The organism is Pseudomonas sp. FP1762 (genome assembly GCF_030687105.1).
GTDB classification, from domain to species: domain Bacteria; phylum Pseudomonadota; class Gammaproteobacteria; order Pseudomonadales; family Pseudomonadaceae; genus Aquipseudomonas; species Aquipseudomonas siliginis.
In genome coordinates, this window is the sequence record NZ_CP117458.1 from 44,041 (window position 1) to 63,812 (window position 19,772).

Annotated in this window: 17 protein-coding genes; 4 read left to right on the forward strand and 13 right to left on the reverse strand. The window is 60.2% G+C overall.

Annotated features, from left to right (window positions below):
- Window positions 1-22: 22 nt before the first annotated feature.
- The 5 genes from PSH90_RS00200 to PSH90_RS00220 form a co-directional block, all read right to left on the reverse strand.
- Window positions 23-1,252 (reverse strand): nucleoside recognition domain-containing protein, encoded by a 1,230-nt coding sequence (locus tag PSH90_RS00200; protein WP_095182301.1) that lies wholly within the window; start codon window positions 1,250-1,252, stop codon window positions 23-25.
- A 216-nt stretch (window positions 1,253-1,468) separates the two neighbouring features.
- Window positions 1,469-2,800, reverse strand: a complete 1,332-nt coding sequence (gene gltP, locus PSH90_RS00205; RefSeq protein ID WP_039757150.1) for a glutamate/aspartate:proton symporter GltP — start codon at window positions 2,798-2,800, stop codon at window positions 1,469-1,471.
- 716 nt (window positions 2,801-3,516) lie between these two features.
- Window positions 3,517-3,981, reverse strand: coding sequence for an inhibitor of vertebrate lysozyme family protein (locus PSH90_RS00210; protein ID WP_305381900.1), 465 nt, complete (start codon window positions 3,979-3,981; stop codon window positions 3,517-3,519).
- A 2-nt stretch (window positions 3,982-3,983) separates the two neighbouring features.
- Window positions 3,984-4,148: a DUF1328 domain-containing protein gene (locus PSH90_RS00215; RefSeq protein ID WP_003177151.1), complete on the reverse strand. Its 165-nt coding sequence runs from the start codon at window positions 4,146-4,148 to the stop codon at window positions 3,984-3,986.
- Between the two features lie 74 nt (window positions 4,149-4,222).
- A complete protein-coding gene (locus tag PSH90_RS00220) occupies window positions 4,223-4,507 on the reverse strand; it encodes a hypothetical protein (protein WP_024014979.1) in 285 nt (94 codons plus the stop codon).
- Between the two features lie 428 nt (window positions 4,508-4,935).
- Between PSH90_RS00220 and algB the strand changes: the two genes are divergently transcribed.
- A complete protein-coding gene (gene algB / locus PSH90_RS00225) occupies window positions 4,936-6,282 on the forward strand; it encodes a sigma-54-dependent response regulator transcription factor AlgB (RefSeq protein ID WP_024014980.1) in 1,347 nt (448 codons plus the stop codon).
- 10 nt (window positions 6,283-6,292) lie between these two features.
- Complete coding sequence (locus PSH90_RS00230; protein WP_305381902.1) at window positions 6,293-8,083, forward strand: ATP-binding protein; 1,791 nt, start codon at window positions 6,293-6,295, stop codon at window positions 8,081-8,083.
- Here the strand turns inward: PSH90_RS00230 and PSH90_RS00235 are convergent.
- The 7 genes from PSH90_RS00235 to PSH90_RS00265 form a co-directional block, all read right to left on the reverse strand.
- Window positions 8,080-9,693: an EAL domain-containing protein gene (locus PSH90_RS00235; RefSeq protein ID WP_252877185.1), complete on the reverse strand. Its 1,614-nt coding sequence runs from the start codon at window positions 9,691-9,693 to the stop codon at window positions 8,080-8,082. The two genes, PSH90_RS00230 and PSH90_RS00235, sit on opposite strands and share 4 nt — an antisense overlap.
- Window positions 9,694-9,768: 75 nt before the next feature.
- A complete protein-coding gene (locus PSH90_RS00240) occupies window positions 9,769-10,551 on the reverse strand; it encodes an N-acetylmuramoyl-L-alanine amidase (RefSeq protein ID WP_305381904.1) in 783 nt (260 codons plus the stop codon).
- Window positions 10,552-10,652: 101 nt separating this feature from the next.
- Complete coding sequence (locus PSH90_RS00245) at window positions 10,653-12,668, reverse strand: diguanylate cyclase (RefSeq protein ID WP_305381905.1); 2,016 nt, start codon at window positions 12,666-12,668, stop codon at window positions 10,653-10,655.
- Entirely contained in the window at window positions 12,665-13,543 is an 879-nt protein-coding gene (locus tag PSH90_RS00250; protein ID WP_024014985.1) for an endonuclease/exonuclease/phosphatase family protein, read from the reverse strand. Before PSH90_RS00250 ends, PSH90_RS00245 begins: the two co-directional genes overlap by 4 nt.
- A gap of 14 nt (window positions 13,544-13,557) precedes the next feature.
- Entirely contained in the window at window positions 13,558-14,199 is a 642-nt protein-coding gene (locus tag PSH90_RS00255) for a thiol:disulfide interchange protein DsbA/DsbL (RefSeq protein ID WP_016772349.1), read from the reverse strand.
- Between the two features lie 199 nt (window positions 14,200-14,398).
- Window positions 14,399-15,010 carry a cytochrome c gene (locus PSH90_RS00260; protein ID WP_056791217.1) on the reverse strand — a complete coding sequence of 204 codons (612 nt, stop codon included), beginning with the start codon at window positions 15,008-15,010 and terminating at the stop codon, window positions 14,399-14,401.
- A gap of 30 nt (window positions 15,011-15,040) precedes the next feature.
- Window positions 15,041-15,346, reverse strand: coding sequence for a cytochrome c5 family protein (locus PSH90_RS00265; RefSeq protein WP_016772347.1), 306 nt, complete (start codon window positions 15,344-15,346; stop codon window positions 15,041-15,043).
- 191 nt (window positions 15,347-15,537) lie between these two features.
- On the opposite strand from PSH90_RS00265, the gene yihA reads away from it, so the two are divergent.
- Window positions 15,538-16,182 carry a ribosome biogenesis GTP-binding protein YihA/YsxC gene (gene yihA, locus PSH90_RS00270; RefSeq protein WP_150637305.1) on the forward strand — a complete coding sequence of 215 codons (645 nt, stop codon included), beginning with the start codon at window positions 15,538-15,540 and terminating at the stop codon, window positions 16,180-16,182.
- Between the two features lie 401 nt (window positions 16,183-16,583).
- Here the strand turns inward: yihA and polA are convergent, their stop codons facing one another.
- Window positions 16,584-19,388 (reverse strand): DNA polymerase I, encoded by a 2,805-nt coding sequence (polA, locus tag PSH90_RS00275; protein WP_305381907.1) that lies wholly within the window; start codon window positions 19,386-19,388, stop codon window positions 16,584-16,586.
- 74 nt (window positions 19,389-19,462) lie between these two features.
- Between polA and PSH90_RS00280 the strand changes: the two genes are divergently transcribed.
- Complete coding sequence (locus PSH90_RS00280; protein WP_041476480.1) at window positions 19,463-19,753, forward strand: DUF2782 domain-containing protein; 291 nt, start codon at window positions 19,463-19,465, stop codon at window positions 19,751-19,753.
- Window positions 19,754-19,772 lie beyond the last annotated feature (19 nt).

Sequence of the window (19,772 nt, forward strand, 5' to 3'; positions counted from 1 at the left end):
CCAGCTCCCACAGGGTTCTTTATCAACCAAAGAACCAGTAGCAGACGCCAATCGCGCCGAGTACACCGGCCAACTCGGCCAACAACGCACAACCCACTGCATGCCGTGCGCGCTGAATCCCCACCGCGCCGAAGTACACCGCCAGCACATAGAACGTGGTTTCGGTACTGCCCTGCACCGTCGCCGCGACCAGCGCCGGGAAGCTGTCGACGCCGGAGGTCTGCATGGTCTCGATGAGCATCGCCCGCGCGGCGCTGCCGGAAAACGGTTTGACCATCGCCGTCGGCAGCGCATCGACGAAGCGCGTGTCCCAGCCGGCCCACTCGACCAGATGACGAATACCGTCCAGGCCGAAATCCAGCGCACCAGAGGCGCGCAACACGCCAACCGCACAGAGCATCGCCACCAGATACGGCAAGAGGTTCTTCGCCACATCGAAGCCCTCTTTCGCGCCTTCGACGAACGCCTCGTAAACCTTGACCTTGCGCAGCGCGCCGATCAGCAAGAACAGCATGATCAAGCCGAACAACGTGAGATTGCCGAGGATCGACGACAATCCCGCCAGTGCTGTCGCAGAAAGCGTACCAAGCAGGGCCATGAAGCCGCCGAGGATCAGCGCGCCGGGCACCAGATAGGCGAGCACCACCGGGTCCCAGATGCGCAGGCGTTGCATGAAGGCAACGGAGAGGAAGCCGACGATGGTCGAGCAACTGGTCGCCAGCAGAATCGGCAGGAACACCAGCGTCGGATCCGGCGCGCCTTGCTGGGCGCGGTACATGAAGATGGTCACGGGCAGCAGGGTCAGTGACGAGGCGTTGAGCACCAGAAACAGGATCTGCGCATTGCTGGCGATGGTGGCGCTGGGGTTGAGCTCCTGCAGCGCTTTCATGGCTTTGAGGCCGATCGGCGTGGCGGCGTTGTCCAGGCCCAGACCGTTGGCGGCGAAGTTCAGCGTGATCAGGCCAAGGGCAGGGTGGCCGGCCGGGACTTCCGGCATCAGCCGCAGAAACAGCGGACCGAGCACCTTGGCCAGCCACTCGACGATCCCGGCCTTTTCGGCGATGCGCAGAAAGCCCAGCCACAGGGTGAGGGTGCCGAACAGCAGCACCATGACTTCGACCGACAGCTTGGCCATGGCGAAAATGCTTTCCACCATCGCCGCAAAGATCCCGGCGTTGCCGCCGATCAGCCACTGCGCCAGCGCCGACACGGCTGCCACGATGAAGAAGCCAAGCCACAGGCCATTAAGCATCAGTCAAATCCCCCGAAGAATGCGGCGAATGATAGCGGGGTCACCAGAAACGACAAACCCCGGATTGCTCCGGGGTTCGTATGGATCTGCCGCCCCCCGATTTACTGGGTGGCCTCAATCTACTGTAGGAGCTGCCGAAGGCTGCGATCTTTTGATTTTGTTTTTTAAAAGCAAGATCAAAAGATCGCAGCCTGCGGCAGCTCCTACAGGGGGGTGTCAGTTCTTGGAAATCTCACCAGCCGGCAGTTTTTCCTTGCTGCGCCAGTGCGGCAGGGAATTCCAGTAACGCTCGCCCTTGGCGTCGTCGTACATGCCTTCCCAGCGCGCGATAACCAGCACTGCCAAGGCATTACCGATCACGTTCAGTGCAGTACGCGCCATGTCCATGATGCGATCGACACCAGCGATGAACGCCAGGCCTTCGAGCGGGATGCCAACGCTGCCCAGAGTGGCCAGCAGCACCACGAAGGACACGCCCGGTACGCCGGCGATGCCTTTGGAGGTGACCATCAGCGTCAACACCAGCAGCAGTTGCTGGCTGATCGACAGGTCAATGCCGTACAGCTGGGCAATGAAGATCGCCGCGATCGACTGGTACAGGGTCGAGCCGTCGAGGTTGAACGAGTAACCGGTCGGTACCACGAAGCTGCAGATGGCTTTCGGCGCGCCGTAGGCTTCCATCTTCTCGATGACACGTGGCAGCACGGTTTCCGAGGAAGCGGTGGAGTAGGCCAGCACCAGCTCATCCTTGAAGATGCGCATCAGCTTGAGCACCGAGAAGCCGAACAGCTTGGCGATCAGGCCCAGCACGACGAAGGCGAAGAAGGCGATGGCGACGTAAACCAGAATCACCAGTTTTGCCAGCGGCAACAGCGAAGCGAAGCCGAAATTGGCGACGGTCACCGCGATCAGTGCGAATACGCCAATCGGAGCGTAGTTCATGATCATGTGGGTGACTTTGAACATGCTTTCCGAAACGCCCTGGAACATCTTTACCAGCGGCTCGCGCAGGTCCGACTGCAGGCTCGACAGGCCGAGACCGAACAGTACGGAGAAGAAGATGATCGGCAGCATTTCGCCGCGAGCCATGGCCGCGAAGATGTTCGACGGGATCAGGTTGAGGATGGTTTCGATGAACGCATGTTCATGCTGCACTTCGGCGGCGGTCGCCTGGTACTTGGAGATATCCACCGTGCCCAGAGTGCTCATGTCGATGCCGGTGCCCGGATGGAACACGTTGGCCAGCACCAGGCCGACGACGATGGCGATGGTGGTGACGATTTCGAAATAGATGATCGTCTTCAGGCCGATACGCCCGAGCTTCTTGGCGTCGCCCACGCCAGCGATGCCGACGATCAGCGAGGAAATGACGATCGGGATCACGATCATCTTGATCAGACGGATAAAGATATCGCCTGCCGGTTGCAGGACGTTGCTGATCCACCAGGCCTTCTCGGCGCTGAAGTGATTGAGCAACGCACCCAGTGCAATCCCCAGAACCAGACCGATGAGGATCTGCCAGGCGAGGCTGATTTTTGCCTTCTTCATTATCTTTACCCTTACTTGCGTTTGACTCAGGCACATGCAGGAACTGGAACGCTCATCAGCGGAAAAGTCTGTGCATCTGCCTCCGTATAAGGTGCCCCGAAGCGCGTGTTTACGGCTCTTCGGCAGGCGAAAAAAGGCGCAACTATTCCGATGCAAGGTGGCGCCGTCTAATGCCGTAAACGCCTACCCTATGCCGAATCGGCATGAGCTTTTTCAATTGAAACTGGCGTCCAAAGCGGTTCGATTGTGACATTTCAGCCGGCATAAGTGCCGTGAACCGGCCATTACAGCTTAGGGCGGTCAAATTTTGAACAGCGGGAATTGGCGGAAATTTCCAGAAAAACTCCAAATCGAAAGACTAGGAGTTACACGAATCGAGCGCGATCTTTGTCGATATACGGTCGTCAGGAAACACCGCGAAATGTTTTTCCGCCCAGTGTCGAAGATTCAAAGAAGGGGATTGGCGCGCTGGATCAATGGTTTAGCTGATTCAAAGCCCAGCGCAGATTCGTCAGACCATCGGGTCGACGAACCTGCGGCGCAGCTTTTACCCTGACCCGGCCCTTGCGCAGGTACTCCCTGTACCCGTAGGTCACTCCGACTCTGCATCAGTCAGAACGTCCCGGCCCCCTGGTCATGCACCGACCCTCATCGGGCGGCGCAATGGAAAGCAGCGGGGCGCTGCTTTCGTGTTCGAAACCTTTGCGCGTCCTGCGTCAGTACCACTTCGGATCTTTCTTCAGGGTTTCCATCAGCAGATCCTGCATGCCCTGATCAGGTTTGCCGAAGAAGCGATAAGTCGCGTGGCGCGTCGGCGACTTGTCCTGCGGCAGACCTTCCGGCACATCGACCAGCATGGCGTAGGCGTCATCCTTGTCGAAGCTGAAGGCCACGATCAACCGGTGATTCAGGCACTTGTCCTGACTCTCGCAGAGCGGGCCGACCAGATACTGATCACCATCTTCCGTAACGGCGTGCATCTGTTGCTCGGAAGTGCCGGACAGGTTGATCACCCATTCCGGTACGCGCTCTTCCTTTTTGATCACGCCTTCCCAGGTTTCACGGTACTGCGCGTCGGAGGCGAGCAGTTCGTTGACCCGGGCCTGGCCGTCATTGGCCGCCATGGCCATGGCACTGCCGCCCAGAAGCAGGGCGGCGGCCAATGTCTTGAGACCGATCATCGTTAACCTCGGCCGCGACGGCCAAAGAAGAAGGAAGCGATGAACATCACCAGGAACACGACAAAGAGAATCTTGGCGATACCCGTGGCGGTGCCCGCGATACCACCGAAGCCCAGAACGGCGGCGATGATGGCAATGATCAAGAATGTAATTGCCCAGCTCAACATGGTGATTCTCCTTACTTCTCTATTTAGGGGTGTTTCCGGTTTCCGGCGCTACGCGCCCGAATGTATTCACTGACTTAGAAAACCCAGCGCTCTTCCCGTGGCAATTGATCCAGCGGTTGCGCCTGGTCGACATCGATCATGTGCATCGAAGCGTTTTCAGCCTGGCTGCTGCTCACGGCACTGAAGTGCGTCTGAGTGCTGTGCTGCATCGAAATCAATGGCTCGGGTTTACGGCTGTTTTCCCAGCTCATGTACTGCTGGCAGACGATCAGGGTGATCAGCAACGCCAGTACACCGAACAGACCTTGCTGGATCTGCAGTGGCGAAATACGTACTTGGGCGGCGATTGGGCGAGTCATCCTGTGTTCCTCACGCTTGTTCTGTTGGGGCAGTGCTGTTCTGCCCGGGCTGAGTGAGGTATTGCAGCCTGCATGCCAGTTTTTTGATGTCAGAAAATATCAATAAAAACAATAAGTTACGTACTCTTCGGAATTTTCCTGCGACGCATCCTGCACGATGGCTCTTCTGCGGTCGTGCGCAATGCACGATTATTTCGTGGGAAATTTCGATGATATGGAATTGCTACCGGTACGCAGATGTCAGAAGAGGACGCAGGATCTGCCCTGCAAAACGCCGAATGTTTTAAAACTCAACGAAATCAATGAATTGGCCGTTATGGCAGTAGAGAGCTACCCTCCTATGGCTGGTATCGTTCAGAATCAACCATGCAACTTGCCCGATTTTTCCGGGACTAACCCAAGACTAATCACTATGGAGCGTAGGAAAAATGGAATCTGCCACTGAGCAACAAGGCCGCATTCTGCTGGTGGACGATGAATCCGCCATCCTGCGTACGTTTCGTTATTGCCTCGAAGACGAAGGCTATACGGTAGCCACCGCCAATAGCGCAGCTCAGGCCGATGCTTTGCTGCAACGTCAGGTCTTCGATCTGTGCTTCCTTGATTTGCGCCTGGGCGAGGACAACGGTCTCGACGTCCTCGCGCAGATGCGCATTCAGGCGCCGTGGATGCGCGTAGTGATCGTCACTGCCCATTCGGCGGTCGACACTGCGGTTGATGCCATCCAGGCTGGCGCCGCCGATTATCTGGTCAAGCCGTGCAGCCCTGATCAACTGCGCTTGGCCACCGCCAAGCAACTGGAAGTGCGCCAGCTCTCCGCGCGCCTTGAAGCGCTGGAAGGCGAGATCCGCAAACCGAAAGACGGTCTTGATTCCCACAGCCCGGCGATGAAAGTCGTGCTGGAAACGGCCCGTCAGGTCGCAAGCACCGACGCCAACATTCTTATCCTTGGCGAGTCCGGCACGGGTAAAGGTGAACTGGCCCGTGCGATCCACGGCTGGAGCAAGCGCGAGAAGAAATCCTGCGTCACTATCAACTGCCCGTCGCTGACTGCCGAGCTGATGGAAAGCGAACTGTTCGGCCATAGTCGTGGCGCGTTTACCGGTGCCAGTGAAAGCACCTTGGGGCGTGTTAATCAGGCTGATGGCGGCACGCTTTTTCTCGACGAGATCGGCGACTTTCCTCTGACGTTGCAACCAAAATTGCTGCGCTTCATCCAGGACAAGGAATACGAGCGGGTCGGCGATCCGGTCACTCGCCGCGCCGATGTGCGCATCCTCGCCGCCACCAACCTCAACCTCGAAGACATGGTCCGCGACGGACGTTTCCGCGAAGACCTGCTCTATCGTCTCAACGTCATCACCCTGCATCTGCCGCCGTTGCGCGAGCGCGCCGAAGACATCCTGACCCTCGCCGATCGTTTCCTCGCACGCTTCGTCAAAGAGTACGCGCGTCCGGCGCGGGGCTTTAGCGATGAGGCCCGGGAAGCACTGCTCGGTTATCGCTGGCCGGGCAATATTCGCGAACTGCGCAACGTGGTCGAGCGAGCAAGCATCATCTGCCCGCAGGAACGCGTGGAAATCAGCCACCTGGGCATGGCCGAACAACCGGCCAACAACGCGCCACGGGTCGGCGCGGCACTCAGCCTGGACGAGCTGGAGAAAGCGCACATCGGCGCGGTTCTGGCCACCGCCGGCACCCTGGACCAAGCGGCGAAAACCCTCGGCATCGACGCCTCGACCCTGTATCGCAAACGCAAGCAGTACAACCTGTGAGCACTGCGCGATGAAACTGGCGATCAAGCTGCGCACGCGCCTGTTCCTGAGCATTTCTGCGTTGATCACCGTGGCCTTGCTCGGGCTCTTGCTCGGGCTGGTCAGCGTGATGCAGATGGCCGGGTCGCAGGAAGCGCTGGTGCGCAGCAACTTTGTCACTCTGGATCTGGGCCTCAAGCTGCGCCAGACCCTCGGTGATCAATTGATCATCATGCTCGCCGAGAAGCCCGACCCCGTCGCGTTCGAAGCGTCCAAGCAGCACTACTTCGAGTTGCTCGACCAAGGCATCGCCCAGCAGCAGGAGGGCGATGGCCAGCCTTACGGTTTCCGCCAGGCCAAGGCCGATTACCTGAACTTCCTCGCCTCATTCGACGTCACCGCCGAAGCGGCAAAGAACGCCAGCACCAGCGCGGATTTCCGCGAGCGCTTCAATATCCTGCGTAATGGGTTGATTGCTGAGCACAAGCACGCGCTGGACAGTATCAATGAGGTGCAGCACGCCGCTCGCGAACGTGCCCTGCTGATAGCCGGGCTGCTTGGCCTGGTCGGGCTGGCGGTGCTGATCATCGGTTTTGTCACGGCGCAGGGCATTGCTCGGCGCTTCGGCGCACCGATCGAAGCGCTGGCCAAGGCTGCCGACAACATTGGCCAGGGCAACTATGACGTGACTCTGCCGATTTCCACGGCCATGGAAGTCAACCTGCTGTCGCGGCGCTTCGGCCTGATGGCCGAGGCGTTGCGCGAACACCAGGCGATGAATGTCGACGAACTGTTGGCCGGCCAGCAGCGCTTGCAAGCGGTGCTCGATAGTATCGACGACGGTTTGTTGATGATTGATCGCCAGGGCCAGCTCGAGCACCTCAACCCTGTTGCTCAGCGCCAGTTGGGCTGGGAAGACGATCGACTGGGCCAAGGCTTGGGCACCGCGCTCGGCCGCCCGGAACTGGATGCGCAACTGCAATTGGTCCTGCGCGGCGGCACGCTGGAGCGGGCGCCGGAAGATCTGAGCATCGAAGTCGATGGTGAATCGCGCCTGCTGACTTACAGCCTGACGCCGGTCAGTCATACCCAAGGGCATATTCTCGGTGCGGTGATGGTGCTGCACGACGTCACCGAGCAACGCGCGTTCGAGCGCGTGCGCAGTGAGTTTGTCTTGCGCGCTTCCCATGAACTGCGCACGCCGGTCACAGGCATGCACATGGCCTTCGGACTGTTTCGCGAGAGGGCGAAATTCCCGGCTGAATCGCGCGAAGCTGACCTGCTGGATACGGTCAACGAAGAAATGCAGCGGCTGATGCAGTTGATCAACGACTTGCTGAATTTCTCGCGCTACCAGAACGGTCTACAGAAACTCACCCTGGCGCCATGTTCCATTGAGGACCTGCTGGAGCAGGCGCAACTGCGCTTTGCCGACGTGGCTGCGGCCAAAGGTGTTGCGCTGAACGTCGAGATTCAAAGCCCGCTGCCGAGGTTGCAGGCTGATCAGGCGCAACTCGATCGGGTCCTCGACAATTTGATCGACAACGCCCTGCGCCATACCGCCCGCGACGGCCAGATCCGTCTGCAGGCGCGCCGCCATGGCGAGCGGGTGATCATCAGCGTCGAAGACAATGGCGAAGGCATTGCCTACGGCCAGCAGGGGCGGATTTTCGAGCCGTTCGTGCAGGTCGGGCGCAAGAAGGGCGGCGCCGGGCTCGGCCTGGCGCTGTGCAAGGAAATCGTCCAGTTGCACGGCGGGCGCATGGGCGTCTACTCGCGGCCTGGGCAGGGCACCCAGTTCTACATGGCGCTGGCCGTTTAAGCCTCGTCGTCCATACGCCGCCCGGCCAGGCGTCGACCTCGGGTGATCAGTTCGATGAATTGCACGGCGCTCAAGGCGTGGGCGAACAGCCAGCCCTGACCGAACTTGACCCCCTCACTGCTGAGCAGCGCTGCCTGGGATTCCAGCTCGATGCCTTCGGCAATGACTTTCAGATCCAGCGCCTGCGCCATGTGAATGATGTGCGGAGCGACGCCGCTGCTCGCCGCGTCATGGCCCAGCGCATCGATGAACGCCTTGTCGATCTTCAGGCAGTCCACCGGCAAGGTCTGCAGATAGGCAAGGCTGCAATAGCCGGTGCCGAAATCATCGATCAGCACCTGATGGCCAACGTCGCGCAAGGCTTGCAGGTTTTCCCGCGCCACCACTACATCGATCAGACCGCGTTCGGTCACTTCGAAGGCTATCTGCCGCGCGGCGACACGGTGCAGCGCCAGCAGCCGCGCCATGACCTGGCCGATGCGCGGCACCATGACATCGCAGGCCGCGAGGTTCACCGAGATATACAGCTGCGGATTGGCGCGCAGTAACTGCCCCAGTTGTTCGAGCAGACGCTGCAACACGAAGTCGGTCATCTGCCGGATCTGCCCGGTGTTCTCCGCCATGGGAATGAACAGGTCGGGGCTGGTCAGGGTGCCGTCCGGGCGCCGCCAGCGCAGCAGCGCTTCGGCGCCGACGCAGTGGCGGCTGTCGAGGTCGAAGATCGGCTGATATAGCACCTGCAACTCACCCCGGCGGATCGCTCCGTGCAGCTCGGCATCCAGTGACTGGCGCTGACGCACCAGCAGCAAGGTCAGAAAGCCGACAACGGCGCCGGCGATCAGGCACACCGGCAACAGCCACCACCACACAGCCGGGACGTGCATGCCCGTGCGCGGCGTGATCAGCACCAATTGATATTCCGGGTTGTCGGTGGGCATGCGATAGATCAGCCGCGTTTGTGTGACTTGCAGCGCATCACGGCTCTTCGGTGGCCAGGGTTCGGTCGGTGGCCAGGTCTGTGCGGTGCCGAGCACCGGGATCGCGCGAGTGCCGTGATCGAGTACCACCAGCAGGCTGCTGCCGGGCGACAGATCGACCATGTCGGTCAAATGGCCGCGCGAGGTAGCGACACGAAAGTTACCGCGCCCGAGCATCAGTGCCGCGCGGTTTTCATCGGGTTCGGTGGTGGTGTTCAGCCAATAGCTGTAGGTCGGGCCCTGAATGTCCGGCGCGCGCACCAACGACAGACCTTCCTGGCGCGGACGGTTGGAGCAGAATCGCGAAGCGTCCATATATGCCGCTTCATAGACGAAGCGGTAGTTGAAGGTGACTTGCTGCAGGGTCGCGATCATTTCTTCGTCGCAGCCACGCAAGGGCTGGGCTTCAAGATCGTCGAGACTTTCGCGCAACTGGCCGAACAATTGTTCGAGGCGCGCGAGGAAACGCTCGCCCTGGGCGTTCATTTCCTGGCTCTCGCGCATTTCCATTTGGCGTATCGCTGCGAACATACCGCCGGCGATCAACAGGCTGGCGCTGAGGACAGCCGCGATCATCGCCAAAAAAACAGGGCGATAAAACCAGCTACGCAGCGTCTCTCGGGTCGCAGCCATCAAGGATTTTCCGAAGAATTACCATGAGTTATAGCTGCTGATTGCGATTTCGCCCTGACCGTCGGGCGGGCGTCATTATTTTGTCTGATTGAGGACCAGAAGAAGTGCTGCGGTTTGCGCATCCGGCGTCCCGTCGAAGCGAGCAGGGCGGTAATGCATCTGGAACGCGGCGAGGACGTGGCGCGTGGCGACGTCCAGCTCGCCGGTCTGCGGCGTGTCGTAACCCAGGCGCGCAAGTTGCGCCTGGAACCAGCCTGGTTCCGGCAGCGGACTGCTGTTGAACACGGCTTGCTGACGCGCCACCGCTTGTTCGTTCGGCCACAGGCCAAGGCCTTCGGCGGCGAGACGTTTCCACGGAAACAGTGGCCCCGGATCAAGCTTGCGCAACGGCGCAATGTCGCTGTGACCGATGATGTGCCGCGGGCTGATGCCGTTGCGTTTGCTGATGTCCTTGAGCAGCGTAATAAGCGACTGGATCTGCGCTTCGCTGTACGGATACCACAGGCGCCCGGTCGGGGTGTCCTTGTAGCCGGGATTGACGATTTCGATGCCGATGGAGCTGGAGTTCAACCAGGTGCGGCCCTGCCATTGACTCTCGCCGGCGTGCCAGGCCCGTTGGTTTTCGTCCATCAGTTTGTAGATTGTGGCGTTGTTGTCATCGCCGATCAGGTAATGGCTGCTGACGTCGCCATGGGTCAGCAATTGCAGCGAACGCTCCAGCGACGCCGAGGTGTAATGCACCACGACAAACTGGATGCGGCTGTCGTAATTGGCCGAAGGGTGGCTGGTGTCGTAACGCGGGCCGCTGGCGCAACCAGCGAGGACGAACAGCGAGGCAACAAGGGCAAAGAATTTCATGGCAGAGGACAATACGCAGAAGACAGTAATGCAACAGTGTAACGTACCGGTTTGGCCAGCGTTCGCCAGCGGGCGGAATTAAACAAAATGGAACAATTGCCTTAGCCGAGCTCCACTCGGTTGCGTCCGGCGTTTTTTGCCCGATACAGCGCCTGATCGGCTCTTTTCAACACTAGATCGCTGTGTTCTCCGACCTTGAACGATGCCAGTCCCATGGAAATCGTAATGGTCACTCGCTCGCCCTTGAAATGAAACGGGCAGGCTTCGATCGCCGCGCGCAGGGTTTCCAGCAGTTTTGCGCCAACCGCTGGCGGCGTCGCCGGCAGCAACAGCACAAACTCTTCACCGCCGAAACGGGCGATGAAATCCGAGCCGCGCAGGCGCTTGCGCAGCACTGTGGCGATGATCTTCAGGACTTTGTCGCCGGCCAGGTGGCCGTAGCTGTCGTTGATGCGCTTGAAATGATCGAGGTCGAGCATGGCCAGGCTAAGGGTGTTGCCGTGCTGCTGCCATTGCTGGATTTCATGCTCCAGGCGTTCACTCCACGCCGCGCGGTTAGGCAGGCCGGTCAACGGATCGATCAGGGCTTTCTGCCGCTGCTCTTCAAGATGTTCACGGAAGCCCATGGCTTCCTGCTCCATATGCGCCACGCGCTCCGACAGGCTCTTCAACCTGGCGGCGACTTCCTGCTCGCGGGCGTCGCGCTGCTTCTGGTGCTGATCCATCGTTCCCAGCAGGCCTTCCAGATGATTCTCCAGCACATGCTTGAGGTCATCGAGGTCGGCTGCTTGCTGGACGCTGCTCTGCAAGCCGTCGACCTGCTCGCGAATCTGCGTGTCCATGGCCCGCGCCGCCGAGCTGTTGTCGGCATGCCCTTCGCTGGCCGCTTGCAGGTTGCTCTGGAACGCTTCAAGGCGTTCGTTGAGCTGTTGCAGATAGGCTTCGAATTCGTGCTGACCGCTATCGGTAATCGCCAGCATCAAGGTTGCGAGATCGTCGAGGATCGGTAGCAGCTCGTACCAGTTCAGTCCGTGTTTGAGCCGTTCGCGCATGGCTTCGGCTTGCGGCCGGTGGCGCTCGGGCAGGGTCAGGTCGTCGAGCAGGCCGATCAGCGTGTCTTCGATGTGTCTGGCCACGGAGCTGTAGGACGGCTCCGGGGAATCCGGCAGAGCGAAGAGGATGTCGTGTTCCGACTGCTCCGGGTCGATAGCGGCCAATGCTTGAGCGATTGGCTCGGGCAAGGGCAGGCTGTCGAGGAGCAGCGGCGAGGGATCGCCGGGGTGGATCAATTCATCGGGGTTGAACGCCTCGGTTGCTGGCGCAGCGACGGTCATCTCGGCGTCCGCGGCGGGTTCAACTTGCGCTGGCTCGGCTTCAACGACGACCACAGGCGCAGCGAACGCAACGACTTGCGGCTCATCAGGCGGCGTCTGGGCGGACGTTTCGATGATGGTCTCGGGCGCTGCGATCGCTGGCTCCGCGTTGGCCACCGGTGCCGATTGCGCAGGCTCCGGTTCAGGCTGCTGAGCTTCGACCAGCTGCGGCACTGGTGTTGCTGGTATGTCGGCCGCCGGTGCAACGGTTTCTTCACTGTCGCGACTACCAAACAAACGCTGCAACAACCCCGGCCGACCCGGCTCGGCAGGCGTTTCCAACTGACTCAAGGCCTTGCCCTGCAAGCCACTGAGTTCGCTCAGCAGCAGTGGCATTTCCCGCGCCTGACCGACGCGGCTGTCCAGTTGTTTGGCGAATTTCTTCAGCGGTTGCGCGACTTCGCGCGGCAGCGGCAAAGCCTGCAACTGGGTGACCAGCGCGGTCAGCGCGGTGCTGACCTGATCAATGCGGGTCTCACGGCGCTGCTCGGAGTCGAGCACGGCTTTTTCCAGACGCGGCAGCAGGGCCGCGAGGCCGGCGTCCATGTCATCGGTGCGCACGACTTCGCGCATTTCTTTCATGCACTGATCGACGACCTTGTCGGTGCCCTCGGCCGCCAGCGTGCTGCGCACCAGACCGCGCCGCAGCAGGTCCAGTCGCGCGGCCCAGCGGCGTTCGAGCTTGTCCTGCTGTTCGATGCTCTTGAGGTACTTCTCTTTCCAGCGCTGGGCGTCGTCGCTCATTCACAGGTTCCGCGAGGGGCAGGGCTCAACGCGGGCAATGCGTCGGCCGTGAGCGAACCCGGCAGACGAATTTCCACCGCGACCGGCAGGTGATCGGAAATGGGCTGGGCCAGTACCTCGACCTTTTCCAGGGTCAGGGTCGGGCTGAGCAGAATATGATCAAGGCAACGCTGTGGGCGCCAGCTGGGGAAGGTCGCTTCCACCTGCGGGGCCAGCAGGCCGAGATCGCGTAATGGCGAGTGTTCGAGCAGGTCGCTGGCATGGGTATTCATGTCGCCCATCAGCACCTGATGCTTGTAACCGCTGATCAAATCACGAATGTAGGCCAGTTGCAGGCTGCGGGTCCGCGCGCCGAGGGCCAAGTGCATCATTACCACCACCAGCGCTTCCGGACCTTCGCCGAAGCGCAGCAGGATCGCGCCGCGACCTTTCGGGCCGGGCAGCGGATGATCCTCGATCGCCCACGGCTTCAGGCGACTGAGCACGCCATTGCTGTGCTGGGCCAGTCGACCGAGGTTGCGATTGAGTTGTTGATACCAGTAGGGAAAGGCGCCGAGGTGGGCCAGATGTTCGACCTGATTGACGTAGCCCGAACGCAGGCTGCCGCCATCGGCTTCCTGCAGGGCGACCAGATCGAAGTCGCCGAGCAGGTCACCGATCTTCTGCAGATTGCCGGAACGCCCGGTGTGCGGCAGCAGATGCTGCCAGCTGCGGGTCAGGTAATGCCGATAGCGCTCGGTGCTGATGCCGACCTGAATGTTGAAACTGAGCAAGCGCAGACGCTGGTCTGCGGGCAGGCCCGTAGACGCCAGATGATGCTCGTTGACCTGCGGATCATGCAGGCCAACGATGCGTTCGGACTTCCAGCGGCGCATGGCGAATGCCGCGCTTAGTTGGCAGCAGCCTTGTTAGCCGCTCGCTCTTTGGCGACCAGATCGTCAGCCAGCTTCAATGCTTGCTCGGCACCACCGGCAGAGCCGATGTCGAAGCGGTATTTACCATTGACGATCATGGTTGGCACGCCAGTGATTTCGTACTTCTTCGCCAGCTCACGGGCCTTGACGATCTGGCCTTTGATAGCGAACGAGTCGAAAGTGGCGAGGAACTTGTCCTTGTCCACGCCTTGAGTGGCGAGGAAGTCAGCCATGTCATTCTTGTCGGTGAGCTTCTTGTGTTCTTTCTGGATCGCGTTGAACACGGCGTTGTGTACCTGATGCTCGACACCCATGGCTTCCAGAGTCAGGAACATCTGGCCGTGAGCGTCCCATGGGCCGCCGAACATGGCGGGAATGCGCACGAAGTTGACGTCGGACGGCAATTTTTCAACCCATGGATTGATCACTGGCTCAAAAGCGTAGCAATGCGGGCAGCCGTACCAGAACAGCTCGACCACTTCGATCTTGCCAGGCTTTGCAACCGGCACCGGATTGGCCAGTTCGACATAAGGGGCGGCAGGGGCTTCAGCGGCCTGGGCGGTGACGCCGAACAGGCTGGCAGCGACGAGGGCGGCGCTGATGATCAGATTACGCATGCTTTACTCCTGAACAATTTGGGTCGCCTCGCTCGACCTGTTGCGACACAGATCCTGGCGGGCATGAGTGCTGTAGTGTAACGGCAGCGGCCACAAAAAAGGGCGGCCAAAGCCACCCTTTTTATACTTGCTGCGAAGGATTAATCGAGCGTTAACGTGGCCGGCGCTGCGCGCCTCGTTCAGCCCTCGATTCAGGGCCTCAGTGCAGGCCCTGGATGTAGCTGGAAACCGCAGCGATGTCTTCGTCGCTCAGCTTGCGCGCGATGGTGCGCATGGTCATCGCGTCGCCGTCGTTGGCGCGACCGCCGTCTTCCTTGCGGAAATCGGTCAGTTGCTTGGCGATGTATTGAGCGTGCTGGCCACCCAGGTGCGGGAAGCCTGCGGCGGCATTGCCGGCACCGTTCGGCGAATGGCAACCGGTGCAGGCTGGCAGGCCTTTTTCCAGGTTGCCGCCACGGAACAGCGCTTCACCGCGAGCGACGATCTTCGGATCGGCGGCGCCGACGCTGCCTTTCTGGCTGGCGAAGTACGCAGCGATGTCGGCCAGATCCTGGTCATTCAGGTTGGTCAGCAGCCCGGTCATTTCCAGCACTACGCGCTTGCCCGACTTGATGTCGTGCAATTGCTTGTCGAGGTAGCGTTCACCTTGACCTGCCAGTTTCGGAAAGTTTGGCGCCATGCTGTTGCCGTCCGGGCCATGGCAGGCTCCGCACACGGCAGCTTTGGCCTGGCCTGCTGCGGCATCGCCGGCAGCATGGGCGATACCTGAAATTCCCACGGTCAACAGCAGACTCACGATCAATTTGTTCATCAGCTAATCCAACTACGGCTAAGGGTTAAGTTATGGACCGGGCTTACTCTCGCTCATCCACAGGATGATGGCCTGGTAATCCTCGGCACTGCAGTCCATGCACAAACCACGCGGCGGCATCGCCTTGAAACCCTGGGTCACGTGTTGCACCAGCGTCCCCATACCTTTCGCCAACCTCGGCGTCCAAGCTTCCTGATCGCCTCTTGCGGGCGCCATGGGTAGTTGGCCGGAATGACAGGCACCACAAACACGGTTGTACACGGCTTCCGGATCCTGTGTAGCCTGTGCGCTGTAAAGCGGCATCAAGACTCCGGCAGCCAGCAGCCATTTCGTCATAAAACGACCTTTTCAGGGTTGAGAGCGTTCTGCGTTCTAATGCGCAATCAAAGTCTGTCGCTCTCGTGAGCTTCATCCTTCGCTGGGACAAAGCACACACAAAATCTGCGGCATTATATACTGGCGTCACTGAAACGGAAGCGACACCGCGTTCCGCGCCCAATCCCGGCGCCGCCCACATCGGAAATCCCATGCAACTCAAGAATCCCATCCTCGGCCTGTGCCAACAGTCCACATTCATGCTCAGTGCCGCCAAAGTCGATCAATGCCCTGACGACGAAGGCTTCGAAGTGGCGTTTGCCGGTCGTTCCAACGCCGGCAAATCCAGCGCGCTGAACACCCTGACTCACGCCAGCCTGGCGCGCACCTCGAAAACTCCGGGTCGCACACAGCTGTTGAACTTCTTCAAGCTAGACGAAGATCGCCGTCTGGTCGACCTGCCGGGCTACGGTTATGCAAAAGTACCGATCCCGCTCAAGCAACACTGGCAGCGCCACCTTGAGGCTTACCTCGGTGGTCGGGAGAGTCTGAAAGGTCTGATTCTGATGATGGACATCCGCCATCCGATGACCGACTTCGACCTGCTGATGCTCGACTGGGCCGTCGCCGCTGGCATGCCGATGCACATCCTGCTGACCAAAGCCGACAAACTCACCTACGGCGCAGCCAAGAACACCCTGCTGAAAGTACAGTCGGAAATCCGCAAAGGCTGGGGCGACTCGATCACCATCCAACTGTTCTCCGCACCAAAACGCATGGGCCTGGAAGAGGCCTACACCGTATTGGCCGACTGGATGGAACTGGCAGACAAAAACACCGAGGCGGCAGCCGAGTAAGACAATTTCAAAACTGACTGTGGTGCTGTCAGGCAAGGCGAAAGCACCGCTAAAAAGCGGAGTTCAGGGTACCTAAATGAGCATTTTTAGCGGTGCTTTTAACGCAGCATGACGGCATCACAGCCAGTTTTGGGGCAAAAAAAGCCCCGGACTTCATTGGGGAGGGAGAAGTTCCGGGGTTCAAGTTCCGAACCGCTAGGGCGGGGTTCAGATATCTGCCAACACTTAACACAACATAGGAGCATCGAAGGGCTTCACCAGCCATTCAGTACCTCTGAGTGTTCGGTCGACAGATTAGTTCAGATTTTTTTCAAAAAGCTTTGGAATAGCCTCAAGCATTTATGGTTCTAAGCCGGTTTACGGGGCTTGCCGCGACGTCGCGTCGCGGCACCTCTACAAACTCAGTGCGCCTCATCCCAGTTGTTGCCCACGCCAACTTCCACCAGCAGCGGCACATCCAGTTTCGCCGCTTCGCTCATGTGCGTACGAATTTCGGCACTGACCTGCTCGACCAGATCCTCGCGAACCTCCAGCACCAGTTCATCGTGCACCTGCAGGATGACCCGGGCATCCAGCCCCGACGTGGCCAGCCAGTTGTCCACTGCGACCATGGCTTTCTTGATGATATCCGCTGCCGTGCCCTGCATCGGCGCGTTGATCGCTGTGCGTTCTGCAGCGGCGCGTTCCTGCGGCTTGTTCGAGTTGATCTCCGGCAAGTACAGGCGACGACCGAAGAAGGTTTCGACGTAACCCTGATCCGCCGCCTGCGCACGAGTGCGCTCCATGTATTCGCGAACGCCTGGATAACGAGCGAAGTAAGTATCGATGTAGGCCTTGGCGGTCTTGGTGTCGACGCCGATGTCCTTGCCGAGCTTCTGCGCGCCCATGCCGTAGATCAGACCGAAGTTGATCGCCTTGGCGCTGCGGCGCTGGTCGGAGGTCACTTGATCAAGCTCGACCTTGAATACTTCGGCAGCGGTTGCAGTGTGCACGTCGAGATTGTTGCGAAAGGCTTTCATCAGGCCTTCGTCGCGGGACAGGTGGGCCATGATCCGCAATTCGATCTGCGAGTAGTCCGCCGCCAGTAGTTTGTAGCCCTTCGGCGCGACGAACGCCTGACGAATGCGTCGGCCTTCGGCGGTGCGCACCGGAATGTTCTGCAGGTTCGGATCACTGGAAGACAGGCGCCCGGTCGAAGCCACGGCCTGATGATACGAGGTGTGGATGCGCCCGGTGCGCGGGTTGATCTGCTCGGGCAGGCGATCGGTGTAGGTGCTTTTCAGCTTGCTCATCGAGCGGTGCTCCATCAGCACCTTCGGCAAGCGGTGATCGTCTTCGGCGAGTTTCGCCAGCACTTCTTCAGCGGTGGACGGCTGGCCCTTGGCGGTTTTCTTCAGCACCGGCAGGCCGAGCTTCTCATAGAGAATCACGCCCAGCTGCTTCGGCGAGCCGAGGTTGAATTCCTCCCCGGCAATTTCGAAGGCTTCACGCTCCAGCGCGACCATTTTGTTGCCCAGCTCAATGCTCTGAATGCCGAGCAGTTCGGCATCGACGAACGCGCCCTGGCGTTCGATGCGCGCCAGTACCGGTACCAGTGGGATTTCGATGTCGGTCAAGACGCTGGCCAGGCTCGGAATCGCGCTGAGCTTGTCGAACAGGATCTGGTGCAGGCGCAGAGTGATGTCGGCGTCTTCGGCGGCATACGGCCCGGCCTGTTCCAGAGCGATCTGGTCGAACGTCAGTTGCTTGGCACCTTTGCCTGCGATGTCCTGGAAGCTCACCGTGGTGTGGTCAAGGTACTTCTGCGCGAGGCTGTCCATGTCGTGACGGGTCGCGGTGGAATTGAGTACGTAGGACTCAAGCATGGTGTCGAAGGCGATGCCGTGCACGCTGATGCCCTGGCTCTGATCGCCGCCAATGGCGCAGTTGGCCAGAATGTTCATGTCGAACTTGGCGTGCTGGCCAACCTTGAGTTTGCTCGGGTCTTCCAGAATCGGCTTGAGTGCGCGCAGCACGGTGTCGCGATCCAGCTGCTCCGGCACGCCGATGTAGGAGTGGGTCAGCGGGATGTACGCAGCTTCGTTGGCCTGTACGGCGAACGACAGACCGACCAGTTGCGCTCGCTGCGCGTCGATGCCGGTGGTTTCGGTGTCGAAGGCGATCAGCTTGGCGTTGCGCAGTTTTTCCAGCCAGACGTCGAAGCGAGCCTGATCGAGGATGGTTTCGTAGGCGGCTTCGGCAGGGGCAGCAGGTGCCTCGGCTTGCGGGGCGCTGAACAGATCATGGGCGGGCGCAGGTTCGGCCGCCGCGCTCAGTTCCAGACGCTTGGCATCGCGATCCAGATCATTGAGCCAGCTCTTGAATTCCAGCAGGGTGTACAGCTCGTAGAGTTTGGCCGGATCTTCCTGACCCATCTGCAGATCGTCGAGGCCGATATCCAGCGGCACGTCGACCTTGATGGTCGCCAGTTGATAGGACAGGAACGCCATCTCCCGGTGCTCTTCGAGCTTGGCCGGCAGGGTTTTTGCGCCACGGATCGGCAGGGTCGGCACGATGTCGAGGTTGGCGTACAGCTCGGTCAGACCGCCGTTGACGCCGACCAACAGGCCGGACGCCGTCTTCGGGCCGATGCCCGGCACGCCCGGAATGTTGTCGGAGGAATCGCCCATCAGCGCCAGGTAATCGATGATCTGTTCCGGTGCGACGCCAAATTTCTCCTTAACGCCCTCCACATCCATCGAGCTACCGGACATGGTGTTGACCAAGGTAATGTGGCCGTCGACCAGTTGCGCCATGTCCTTGTCACCGGTGGAGATGATCACCGGGCGATCGGCCGCCGCACTGCTGCGAGCGAGGGTGCCGATCACGTCGTCGGCTTCGACGCCGTCCACGCACAGCAGCGGGAAGCCGAGGGCGATCACGCTCTGGTGCAGCGGCTCGATCTGCACGCGCATGTCATCGGGCATGCTCGGCCGGTTGGCCTTGTATTCGGCGTACATCTCGTCACGAAATGTTCCGCCCTTGGCGTCGAACACCACGGCGAAGGGGCTGTCCGGGTACTGCTTGCGCAGACTCTTGAGCATGTTCAGCACGCCTTTGACCGCACCGGTCGGCAGGCCTTTGGACGTGGTCAGTGGTGGCAGTGCATGAAAGGCGCGGTACAGGTAAGACGAACCGTCCACCAGGACGAGGGGGGCTTGGCTCATGAGCAGGATCAACCTTTTCGGCGGGTCCGGCGCTAGAATAGCGGGACCGTTGACGACAAAGGGACAAGGTTATCATGCGTACGTTAAATCGCTTGCTGCTGGTCGGGTTGATCGCTGTCTCACCACTGGCCGCGATTGCGGCGGATGATGCGCCGGGCGGCGACCCCGAGGTCACCATCCGCACGGAGGGCGACAAGACTATTCAGGAGTACCGTCAGAACGGTTTCCTGTATGCGATCAAGGTCACGCCGAAGGGCGCGCCGCCGTACTTTCTGGTGCGCGCCGACGGAACGGATGCCAACTTCATCCGCTCGGACCAGCCGGATATGCTGATCCCGTCATGGAAGATCTTCGAATGGAAGTAGGTTTTTAATTCACTTGTGG

What these genes read in the sequence shown, in the direction of transcription:
- PSH90_RS00200 (WP_095182301.1), bottom strand. Translation starts at nt 1,252, where the DNA reads ATGCTTAATGGCCTGTGGCTTGGCTTCTTCATCGTGGCAGCCGTGTCG.
- gltP (WP_039757150.1), bottom strand. Translation starts at nt 2,800, where the DNA reads ATGAAGAAGGCAAAAATCAGCCTCGCCTGGCAGATCCTCATCGGTCTG.
- PSH90_RS00210 (WP_305381900.1), bottom strand. Translation starts at nt 3,981, where the DNA reads ATGATCGGTCTCAAGACATTGGCCGCCGCCCTGCTTCTGGGCGGCAGT.
- PSH90_RS00215 (WP_003177151.1), bottom strand. Translation starts at nt 4,148, where the DNA reads ATGTTGAGCTGGGCAATTACATTCTTGATCATTGCCATCATCGCCGCC.
- PSH90_RS00220 (WP_024014979.1), bottom strand. Translation starts at nt 4,507, where the DNA reads ATGACTCGCCCAATCGCCGCCCAAGTACGTATTTCGCCACTGCAGATC.
- algB (WP_024014980.1), top strand. Translation starts at nt 4,936, where the DNA reads ATGGAATCTGCCACTGAGCAACAAGGCCGCATTCTGCTGGTGGACGAT.
- PSH90_RS00230 (WP_305381902.1), top strand. Translation starts at nt 6,293, where the DNA reads ATGAAACTGGCGATCAAGCTGCGCACGCGCCTGTTCCTGAGCATTTCT.
- PSH90_RS00235 (WP_252877185.1), bottom strand. Translation starts at nt 9,693, where the DNA reads ATGGCTGCGACCCGAGAGACGCTGCGTAGCTGGTTTTATCGCCCTGTT.
- PSH90_RS00240 (WP_305381904.1), bottom strand. Translation starts at nt 10,551, where the DNA reads ATGAAATTCTTTGCCCTTGTTGCCTCGCTGTTCGTCCTCGCTGGTTGC.
- PSH90_RS00245 (WP_305381905.1), bottom strand. Translation starts at nt 12,668, where the DNA reads ATGAGCGACGACGCCCAGCGCTGGAAAGAGAAGTACCTCAAGAGCATC.
- PSH90_RS00250 (WP_024014985.1), bottom strand. Translation starts at nt 13,543, where the DNA reads ATGCGCCGCTGGAAGTCCGAACGCATCGTTGGCCTGCATGATCCGCAG.
- PSH90_RS00255 (WP_016772349.1), bottom strand. Translation starts at nt 14,199, where the DNA reads ATGCGTAATCTGATCATCAGCGCCGCCCTCGTCGCTGCCAGCCTGTTC.
- PSH90_RS00260 (WP_056791217.1), bottom strand. Translation starts at nt 15,010, where the DNA reads ATGAACAAATTGATCGTGAGTCTGCTGTTGACCGTGGGAATTTCAGGT.
- PSH90_RS00265 (WP_016772347.1), bottom strand. Translation starts at nt 15,346, where the DNA reads ATGACGAAATGGCTGCTGGCTGCCGGAGTCTTGATGCCGCTTTACAGC.
- yihA (WP_150637305.1), top strand. Translation starts at nt 15,538, where the DNA reads ATGCAACTCAAGAATCCCATCCTCGGCCTGTGCCAACAGTCCACATTC.
- polA (WP_305381907.1), bottom strand. Translation starts at nt 19,388, where the DNA reads ATGAGCCAAGCCCCCCTCGTCCTGGTGGACGGTTCGTCTTACCTGTAC.
- PSH90_RS00280 (WP_041476480.1), top strand. Translation starts at nt 19,463, where the DNA reads ATGCGTACGTTAAATCGCTTGCTGCTGGTCGGGTTGATCGCTGTCTCA.